The following is an 8,913-nucleotide window of genomic DNA, read 5'->3' as shown; positions in this document are numbered from 1 at the left end:
CGTCCAGACCCTGCTGCGCGAGTACGGCCCGGCGGGCGGGCCGGGGCGCAGCCGCGCCGGGCCGTACTCGCGCAGCAGGGTCTGGACGATGCCGGCGGCCGGGATGGCCAGCAGCGCGCCCAGCAGGCCGGCCAGCTCCGCCGCGAGCAGCACGCTGACCAGCACGGTCAGCGGGTTGAGCCGCACCGCGCGGGCCAGGATGAGCGGCTGGAGCAGGTGGTTCTCCAGCTGTTGGTAGACCACGAAGAACACCAGCACCACCACGCCGGCGGTGGGGGAGTGCAGGAAACCCGCCCCGGCCGCGATGACCGCCCCCAGCGTCGCGCCGACCAGCGGTATCAGGTCGGCGACCGCCACCAGGAGAGCGATCACGGCGGCGAACGGCACCCCGGTGAGGGTCAGCACCAGGAAGGTCAACCCGCCGCAGATCACGCTGATCACCAGGTTGCCGGTGAGGTAGCCGGTGACCGTGCGGGACACCTCCCGGCCCACCCGGCGCAGCCGCTCGGCCTGCCCGTCCCCGGCCGCCGCGAGCACGCCACCGGTGATCCGCGGCGCCTCCAACACCATGAGGTACGCGAGCACGATGACCGTGACCAGCCCGGCGACCGTCTCCACGACGCCGCGCAGCACCCCGACCGCGGGTTCGCGCAACCGGCTGCCGAAGCCGCGTAGCTGCTCGGCGTGCTCGGACACGTACCGTCGGGCGCCGGTGCGCTCCAGCAACCGCCCCACCGGGCCCTGGCCGGCACGGGCGTCGCGCAGCAGCTCCGGCGCCCGGTCGGCGAACCGCGCCAGCTCGTTGAGCAGTGGCGCCAGAATGAGCGCCGCCAGGATCGCCAGCACCACGAACGCGGCCAGGAACACCAGGAGGGTGGCCAACGCCCGCCGCCGTACGACCCGGCGTTGCAGCCAGTCCACCAGCGGCTTGAGCGCGACGGCGAAGAAGGCGGCCACCACGGCCCACACCAGGACCCGGCGGGTCGCGTACACGAAGGCCAGCGCGAACGCCGTCGCCAGCACCAGACCGAGCACGATCAGGGTCCGGCGGGCGGTCAGCCGGGTGTCGGCGCTGCTCATGCGGCGCGGCTTCCCCGCGCTCACCTCCGGAAACCCGACACCGTGCCGATCACCCGCGGGTGTGCGCGCGCCACGCCACCCGATCGCCGAGCGTCAGGTGGTCATCCCGTCGCCGGGCCGTCGGCGTCCGTGCTGGGCTGGGCGCCCGCGACGAAGCCGTCCAGCGCGGCGGCGTGCAGCAGGCCGCCGGGCACCGGGTCGCGCAGGGCCGCCACTGCCAGCCGGCCGACCGGCAACCCGCCCGGCCGGGACGTCGCGGCGAGCACCAGGTTGCCGTAGCGCCGGCCGCGCAGCATCCGTCGGTCCGCGACGACGCACACGTCGTCGAAGACCGCCCGCAGGGTGGCCACCTGCACCCGGGTGCCGACCAGTGGCGGCAGGTCCGTGAGGTTGACCAGGTACAGCCCGTCCGGGCGCAGGGCGCGGGCCACCTCGGCGACGAACTCCACGGTGCGCACGTGCCGGGGCATCCGGGCCGCCCGGTAGATGTCGGCGACCACCAGGTCGTACCGGCCGGGCGGGGCGGCGGCGACCGCGTCCCGGGCGTCGGCGACCTCCACCTCCACCTTCGGCGGCAGCGGCGGCAGCTCCCGGGCGACCAGCTCGACCACGGCCGGGTCCCGCTCGACGACCCGCTGCCGGGAGCCGGGCCGGGTGGCGGCCAGCCAGCGGGGCAGCGTCAACGCGCCGCCGCCCAGGTGCAGCACGCTCAGCGGGGCGCCCGCGGGGGCGGCCACCTCCACCGCCGAGGCGATCCGCCGGGTGTAGTCGAAGTGCAGGTACCGGGGATCCTCGACGTCGACGTACGACTGCTCGACGCCGGCGGAGAGCAGCGTCCGCCCCGTGGGGCGGACCGGATCGGCAACCAGCTCCAACCGGTCGGCGGTGCGGTTCATGACCGGCACGTTAGCCGAGCGCCCGACACCCGCCGCCGGGCACGGCGAGCGGACCGGCGGAGCGGGTCTGCCCCGCGTCCGCCGGCCCGCGTACGCCGATGTGGCCGGTCAGCCGTTGGCCATCCCGGCACCCACCTCGTCGATCGCGTCGTCGATCCGGTGGGCGAGGTCCACGTCGAGCGCCGTCACCCCGTCAGCCTGGTTGGTCCGCACGGTCAGCACGGCCGCCGTGTCCTCCGGTCGCCCGATGCTCGGGGCGCGCCCGGTCTCCTCGCGCAGCCGGTCCAGACGGGCGAGCACCCGGTCCAGGTTGTCCGGCGGCAGCGCGACCACCCGGTACAGGGCGTCACCGTCGCCGGCCCAGTAGGGCAGGTCGTCCAGCGCCGCCCGCAACTGGGCCGCGTCGAGGGTGGGTGTGGTGGTGGAGGCGCCGACGAGGCCACCCCCGGCCTCCGGCGGGTTCAGCAGGTCCCGCAGGCCATCGGGGACGTGCAGCGACTCGACCAGGTCACCGTCCTGGTTGGCGAGCGCGGCGAGCGTCGCCTCCACCTGGTAGCGGGCCTGCTCCGGGGTACGGCCACTGATCCGGCCCACCTCGGCCAGGAAGCCGGGCAGGTCGCGGTGCCGCTCGATGCCGTCGACGGGCACCACGTCGTGCAGCGACGCCGGCACCGCCGCCAGCAGCCGTTGCCGCTCGGCCGCCTCCAGCGCGAAGGCGAGGACCAGCACGGTCGCCTCGGTGCCCACCTTGGCCGTCTTGAAGTCGACCCCGGCCCGACGCCGTACGTCCTCGACCAGCTCGTGGTAGCCGACGGTGCTCACCCCGGCCGCGCCGGCCGGTGGCGACAGCTGCGGTCGGGGATTGTCCGGCGTGCCCAACTGCGGCGGCGCCGGCCCGCCGCGCGTGCTGTCCGGCTTGTGTCGTCCGGCCGGCGCCGGACCGGCCCGCTTGCCCCGGTCGAGGCTCGTGAGCTGCTTGGAGGCGCTCAGGCTGCCGCCGAACTCGCTGGGCTGGCGACCCTGTTCCCGGGCCTGCCGGGCCAGCGTCCGACGCCGCTGGTTGTCGCCCTCCATCTGCTTGCGCATGGTGACACCCCTTCCGCTGGGGATCGTGCCTGCGCCCGTCGCCTTCCCGCCGTCCCGGGGACCGAAACGGACGCTGCTCGCCCGGCCGGCCGGGGCATCGCCGGGCTTCATCCGGCGCGGGTGAGGGGCGCTCACCCGCGCGGGCCGCATGATCGGCTCAGGACCGGAGTTCTTCCGATGTACGCGGAAGGAAGGTCGTCATGAAGCGGATCGTCGAGATCGTCCCCGCCCGACCTGGCTGGTACGCCCGCTGGCAGCTCACACCCGATGCCACCCGGTGCTACCCGGTGAGCCTCTGGGCCCTGCTGGAGGAGGCCGACGGGACCGGCCGCGAAGTGGTCGGCATGGACTGCATCGGCCAGTGGCCGGGCGCGGACGACAACGAGGCGGGTGGGGACTTCGTCCGCTACCTGTACCAGACGCCCGATTCGGGGACGCCTGACGACGTCGACGCGGCGCCGGCCGGCGATCTGCGCGAGAGCGGACCCCGGCTCCAGCCGATGACCGCACCCTAGACATTCCTCCGGCCCCCGACCCCAGGTCCCAGGGTCGGGGGCCACCCCCCTTTCCGGGGTGGCCCGCTCGGGCCGGTCAGCCGGAGAGCCCCGGCGACCCCTTCGCAGGATCACCCCGCCGAGGTCGACCACGACCTGCCGGTGATCGTCGTCGCGCGACTCGGCCGCGACCGCGACCAGATCGGGCGCGGCCGCTTCCGGCGTCCCGGGCGTAGGGTGGGCGAAGAGTTGTGAGCACAGGTGGACGACAAGGAGTGGGGCTCAGCTGGTGACTGCTGCCGACGTCAGGGACTGGGACCCGGGCGACGGACGGATCTCCACGCCGAGTGGCACACGGGCTCCGGCGCGGTCCGCCGCCGCCCCGGCCCGGCCCGCGGCTGCCCGGCCCCCGCTGGCTCCCGACCGCGGTCAGCCCCCGCCCGACTGGTCCGAGGTCGTCGAGCACTTCCGCGAGGGCCTGGTCGTCTGCGACGCCGACGGCGTCGTCCGGCACGTCAGCCCGGTGGCCGAGCGGTTGCTGCCCGAGGTGGTCCCCGGGGAGCTGCTCGCCGCAGCCGGCGTACCCGGGCTGAGTGACGGAAGCGCCGGTGACCTCACCCATCGCGGGCGCCGGCTCACCGCCCGCCGTGTATCCCTCTCCGGTGCCCGCTGCTGCTGGTACGTCGAGGACGTCACGGAGAGCGTCAGCCGCGCCGACGCGCTCCTCGCGGAGCGGGCCCGCTCGGCCTTCCTGGCGGCGGTGGGGGACAAGCTGGGCAACCCGCTGCACCCCGACCGGGCCGCCGCCGCGGCGGTCCGGCTGGCCGTGCCGACCCTGGCCGAGGTGGCCGTCCTGGTGCTCGCTCCGCGTTCGGGCCGGGCCCGCTGGTGGCGGGCGGCCCGGTCGGACGACGAGGCGCCGACGGTCGACAGCGGCGTGCTGGCCAGCGCCGACCTGCCGGCGGCCGTCGCCGACGGGCTGACCGGCGTCGAGCCGCACGCGGTGGACTGGCTCGTGAAGCAGGCGGTCGACGCGGGCTGGCTGCCCGGCCTGACCGGCGCCGAGAGCGCCGCGCGGGTCGTCCCGCTGCCGGGCGGCGACGCCCCCGTGGGGGTGCTGCTGGTCGCCCGCCGTGCCACCCGCTGGTACGACGAGGACGACGTGGCGCTGATCCGCGCCTTCGCGGCCCGGGCCGCCGCGGCGTTGACGACCGCGCTGCTCTACCGCGACCAGGCGGAGGTGGCCGACACCCTCCAAACCAGTCTGGTGCCGGTGGAACCGGCCGAGACCGCCGGTGTGCAGTGGGGCACCGCGTACCGGCCGGCGCAGGCGGGCCTGCGGATCGGCGGGGACTTCTACGGCTCGCACCGCCTCCCCGACGGCGGCACGGTGTTCTTCCTCGGCGACGTGTCCGGCAAGGGCGTCGAGGCGGCGGTCTTCACCGGCCAACTGCGCCAGTGCCTCCAGGCGCTGCACCGGGTGGAGTCGCACCCGGCGCGGCTGCTGCGGCTGCTCAACGACGCGCTGCTCGAGACGACGCAGGCCCACGGTCAGGGCCGGTTCGCCACCATCGTGCTCGGCGTGGCCCGGCCGGACCGCGACGGTGGGATCACCCTCACCATGGCCGGGGGCGGGCACCTGCCGCCGCTGGTGCTGCGCGCCTCCGGCGAGGTGGAGTCGGTGCCGCTGCGCGGCATGCTGATCGGCGTCGTGCCCGACCCGCGCGTCGGCGAGGTGACCGTCCGGCTGGCCCCGGGCGAGACCTGCCTGCTCTACAGCGACGGGGTGACCGAGGCCCGCGGTGGCCGCCGCGGCGACGAGCAGTTCGGCCCGGAGCGGCTGGTCACCGCCGTGACCGGGTGCCAGCGGATGCCGGCGCCCGCGCTGGCCGAGCGGGTCGAGCAGGTCACCTGCGACTGGCTGGCGCACGGCGACCACGACGACATCGCGGTGCTGGCGCTGCGCGCGGTCGGCCCGAGCGGGCGACCGTCGCGGCACCTGCACTCGGTGCCCCCGCCGGCCGGATCCGACGAGCAGATTGAAACCCGAGCGTGACCGCCCCGGCCACCGCGGCCGACGCCTACCCCGGCTACCTGGACTGCCTGGCCGACGCCGACGAGTACGCGGCCATCGACGTGGCCCTGGGCCTGCTCGACGCGGGCCTGCCGGCCGAGCGGGTGCTGCTCGACCTGGTCGCGCCGGCCCAGGCCGAGGTGGGTGAGCGGTGGGCGCGCAACGAGTGGAGCGTCGCCCAGGAGCACGCGGCCACCCACATCAGCGAGCGGGTGGTGGCGGCGGTGGCCGCGCACGCCAGGCCGCAGCCGACCGGCGGTCGGGTCGTCGTGGCCTGCATGGACGGCGAGTGGCACGCGCTGCCGCCCCGGCTGGTGGCCGAGGTGCTGCGGCTGCGCGGCTGGCAGGTGACCTTCCTGGGCGCCAGCGTGCCGGCGGCGCACCTGGTGTCGTACCTGCGCCGGCACGACGCGCACGCGGTGGCGCTGGCCTGCGCGCTGCCGGTGCGGCTGCCGCACGCGCACCGGATGATCGAGGCGTGCCGCCGCTCGGACGTGCCGGTGGTGGTCGGCGGGCGCGGGTTCGGCGCGGACGGCCGGTGGGCCCGTCGGCTCGGCGCGGCGTGGGCGCCGGACGCGCCGTCGGCGGCCGAGCTGATCGCCGATGAGCGGGCGCTGCACCGGGTGCCGCCGGCGCAGCTCGCGCACCTGGCCGACGACGAGTACGCCAGCCTGGTCCGCCGCCGCGGTGACCTGATCGACAGCGCGCTGGCCGACCTGCGCGAGCGGGTCCCGGCGACGCGGGCCTACACCGCCGCCCAGCTCGACTCGACCGTGAGCGACCTGGGCCACATCGTGGACTTCCTGGCCGCCGCGCTCTACGTCGACGACGCCTCGCTGTTCACCAATTTCGTCGGGTGGCTGGTGGGCATCCTGACCAGCCGGGGCGTGCCCGCCGCCGCGGTGGACCTGTCCCTGCGGCACTTCGCGGGCGTGCTGCGCGACTTCCCCCGGGTGGTGCACGCGCTGGCCCAGGGCCGGGCGGCCCTGCTCGCCGCCGACGGCCGCACCGCCGCGTGACCGTCGGCCCGGTGTCCCTGTCGATCACCGCGCCCTCGGCGGCCGGTACGCCTCTGCGTATACTTGCCGGACTGCAAACGTCCCACCGCAGCGGTGGAGCGAGGGGGAGAACGGTGACGTTCAGCGTCAGGGACGCCGGGCGCGAGGACGGTAGCGCCTGCCTGCGGCTCGCCGGTGAACTGGACCTGAGCACCGCGCCCGAGTTGACCGCCGCGATCGACCGGCTCTTCGACGCCGGCGAGATCAGGGTGCTGCTCGACCTCACCGACCTGACGTTCTGCGACTCCACCGGCATGGCCGTCTTCGTCCGGGGAGACAACCGGGCCTCCGCCGAGGGGGGCTGGTTGCGGCTCACCGGCGCCAACGGCCGCGTCGACCGGGTCCTACGGATCACCGGCCTCGCCGACGTGTTGCGCTACCAACCCGAGGCCGCGGACCCGGCGTCCCGCACCGCCTCCTGATGGGCTAGATTTCCCCGCCGACACGGTGACCGTGAGGTCCCGTCCCCGCTGACTCGAGGCAGGTAGTGATGGGCGCAGACAGCCCGCATCCGGTACGCATCCTGGTCGTCGACGACGACCCGGGCGACGTGCTGATGATCGAGGAAGCGTTGGCGGACTCGGACGTCGAGAAGGTCATCGACGTGGTCAGCGACGGCGAGGAGGCGATGGAGTTCCTCCGCGCCGAGGGCCGCCACCAGGAGGCCCGCCGGCCGGACGTCATCCTGCTCGACCTCAACATGCCGCGCATGGACGGGCGGCAGGTGCTCGGGGCGGTCAAGCAGGACGAGGATCTGCGGACCATCCCGATCGTCGTGTTGACCACGTCCAACGCGGACACCGACATCGTGGGCAGCTACACCCTCCAGGCCAACGCGTACGTCACCAAGCCGATCGACCTGGACGACTTCAACGACGTGGTGCGCCGCATCGACGAGTTCTTCGGCCGGGTCGTCGTGCTGCCCAAGCGCGGCTGACCCAGCGGCGATGGCCGTCGGGCATTGTCCCCGCCGCCGGGTCGGCGTCGCCCGCCGCCGCGCCGGGACGCCCCGCGCGCTCGGATGCTGAACATTTTTCCCGAACCCCCTCGGCCGCCCGCGTCGCGACCGAGGATCCAGGTGGGGAAGAAACAGCAGCTGCCTGGGGGGCGACAGTATGAGGTTCTCCGTCGTTGAGACCGGTTACGACCAGCGGCAGGTGGATTCCTGCCTGGACGAGCTGGGGATCCGGTTGTCCCGACTCGCCGCGCGGGCGGAGGGCGCCGCCGGCGCCGAGCGGGTGTGGGACGAGATCCGCGAGGAGGCGGCCTGGCTCAGCGGGCTGCTCCAGCGGCTGGACCTGGGTGACACCGCGGTCACCCGGCACGCCGGCGACCCGGTGCGGCGGGAGGCGGCCGGCATCCTGGCCCGGGCCCGCATGGAGCTGGACGAGGCCCGCGAGGAGGCTCGGCAGGTCCGCGAGCGGGCGTACGCGGACGCCGTGCAGGCCCGACGCGACTTCGAGGCGGCGCTGTACGCCCGCCGGCGGCGCGAGGCACGGGTGGACGAGATCCTCACCGGGGTGACCGTGGACCCGGTGCCGGCCGACACGCCGACGGCGGCGGCGGGAACGGGCGTACCGGCGACCCGGGCGGCAGCCGGCGGCGTGGACGTGGGAGCGGAGCCGCCGACCGGGCGGGACGGCGCACGCAGCCGCTGACGCCTGGCCGGTCCGGCGAGCCCGGGATCTGCGCCGGTTTCCGAGCCGGACAGGCCTGGGCCGTCGCCGCGCCTCAGGCGGTGAGCGCCGCCGCCACGGTGGTGGCCCGCTCCTCGTGCTGGGCGTACGCGTCCGGGAAGGCGGAGATCTGCACGGCCTGGGCGGCGGCGGTGACGCTCATGTCCTGCCAGCCCGGGATCTCGTTGAGTGCCAGGTAGAAGGCCCGCGCGGCGTACGACGGGCGCATCAGTTCGGCCACCGTGCCCCAGCCGCTGCTGGGTCGCTGCTGGAACAGCCCGACCGAGTCGTGGTCGGACCCGCTGCCCTGGTTCGGGTACTGCGCCGACTCGGGCAGCACGCTGCTCGCCAGGTTGTAGAGGTTGCTCTCCTGCATGGCGGTCGACAGCGCCACCACCAGGGCGCGGCGCGGCATCTTCAGCTCCAGGCCGACGTCCACGATGATCTTCGCGTTGTCCATCTGCGCCTGGTCGAGCCCGGCGACCGGTCGGGGTCGGCGCGGCTTGACCGGCTTCTTGGGCGCCTTGCGGACGACGGTGGGGCGGGGGG

The 8,913-nt window shown here is 75.2% G+C and carries 9 protein-coding genes and 1 pseudogene; 6 read left to right on the top strand and 4 right to left on the bottom strand.

The genetic code is table 11. The features are described from left to right. The 3 genes from DKT68_RS06920 to DKT68_RS06910 all read right to left on the bottom strand — a co-directional run. Positions 1–1,080 (bottom strand): AI-2E family transporter (locus DKT68_RS06920; RefSeq protein WP_109816584.1); only part of this gene is annotated, 1,080 nt, incomplete at its 3' end. A gap of 101 nt (positions 1,081–1,181) precedes the next feature. Further along, positions 1,182–1,976 carry a spermidine synthase gene (locus DKT68_RS06915; RefSeq protein WP_109816583.1) on the bottom strand — a complete coding sequence of 265 codons (795 nt, stop codon included), beginning with the start codon at positions 1,974–1,976 and terminating at the stop codon, positions 1,182–1,184. A 108-nt stretch (positions 1,977–2,084) separates the two neighbouring features. Then, entirely contained in the window at positions 2,085–3,062 is a 978-nt protein-coding gene (locus DKT68_RS06910) for a DUF2267 domain-containing protein (protein ID WP_109816582.1), read from the bottom strand. A gap of 200 nt (positions 3,063–3,262) precedes the next feature. On the opposite strand from DKT68_RS06910, the gene DKT68_RS06905 reads away from it, so the two are divergent. The 6 genes from DKT68_RS06905 to DKT68_RS06875 all read left to right on the top strand — a co-directional run bounded on the left by DKT68_RS06905 (position 3,263) and on the right by DKT68_RS06875 (position 8,346). Beyond that, positions 3,263–3,577: a hypothetical protein gene (locus DKT68_RS06905; protein ID WP_109816581.1), complete on the top strand. Its 315-nt coding sequence runs from the start codon at positions 3,263–3,265 to the stop codon at positions 3,575–3,577. Between the two features lie 268 nt (positions 3,578–3,845). Then, positions 3,846–5,612, top strand: coding sequence for a SpoIIE family protein phosphatase (locus tag DKT68_RS06900; protein WP_109816580.1), 1,767 nt, complete (start codon positions 3,846–3,848; stop codon positions 5,610–5,612). Then, positions 5,609–6,649 (top strand): cobalamin B12-binding domain-containing protein, encoded by a 1,041-nt coding sequence (locus DKT68_RS06895; protein WP_109816579.1) that lies wholly within the window; start codon positions 5,609–5,611, stop codon positions 6,647–6,649. The genes DKT68_RS06900 and DKT68_RS06895 overlap by 4 nt, the downstream gene beginning before the upstream one ends. A 113-nt stretch (positions 6,650–6,762) precedes the next feature. Next, the gene (locus tag DKT68_RS06890) at positions 6,763–7,110 is read left to right on the top strand and encodes an STAS domain-containing protein (RefSeq protein ID WP_109816578.1); all 348 of its coding nucleotides are present in this window, start codon (positions 6,763–6,765) and stop codon (positions 7,108–7,110) included. Between the two features lie 68 nt (positions 7,111–7,178). After that, positions 7,179–7,625 carry a response regulator gene (locus tag DKT68_RS06885; RefSeq protein ID WP_109816577.1) on the top strand — a complete coding sequence of 149 codons (447 nt, stop codon included), beginning with the start codon at positions 7,179–7,181 and terminating at the stop codon, positions 7,623–7,625. Between the two features lie 178 nt (positions 7,626–7,803). Then, positions 7,804–8,346 carry an ATPase gene (locus DKT68_RS06875; RefSeq protein ID WP_109816576.1) on the top strand — a complete coding sequence of 181 codons (543 nt, stop codon included), beginning with the start codon at positions 7,804–7,806 and terminating at the stop codon, positions 8,344–8,346. Positions 8,347–8,419: 73 nt separating this feature from the next. On the opposite strand, the pseudogene DKT68_RS06870 reads toward DKT68_RS06875, so the two are convergent. Beyond that, a pseudogene (locus DKT68_RS06870) lies at positions 8,420–8,913 on the bottom strand (hypothetical protein); the annotation flags it as partial.

The sequence above is a fragment of the Micromonospora acroterricola genome, from assembly GCF_003172955.1.
Taxonomy (GTDB): domain Bacteria; phylum Actinomycetota; class Actinomycetes; order Mycobacteriales; family Micromonosporaceae; genus Micromonospora; species Micromonospora acroterricola.
This window is presented reverse-complemented; position numbering and strand designations above follow the sequence as displayed.

Bases quoted from the DNA above. Each gene is read 5' to 3' on its own strand.
- DKT68_RS06915 (WP_109816583.1), bottom strand. From the start codon at position 1,976: ATGAACCGCACCGCCGACCGGTTGGAGCTGGTTGCCGATCCGGTCCGC.
- DKT68_RS06910 (WP_109816582.1), bottom strand. From the start codon at position 3,062: ATGCGCAAGCAGATGGAGGGCGACAACCAGCGGCGTCGGACGCTGGCC.
- DKT68_RS06905 (WP_109816581.1), top strand. From the start codon at position 3,263: ATGAAGCGGATCGTCGAGATCGTCCCCGCCCGACCTGGCTGGTACGCC.
- DKT68_RS06885 (WP_109816577.1), top strand. From the start codon at position 7,179: ATGGGCGCAGACAGCCCGCATCCGGTACGCATCCTGGTCGTCGACGAC.
- DKT68_RS06875 (WP_109816576.1), top strand. From the start codon at position 7,804: ATGAGGTTCTCCGTCGTTGAGACCGGTTACGACCAGCGGCAGGTGGAT.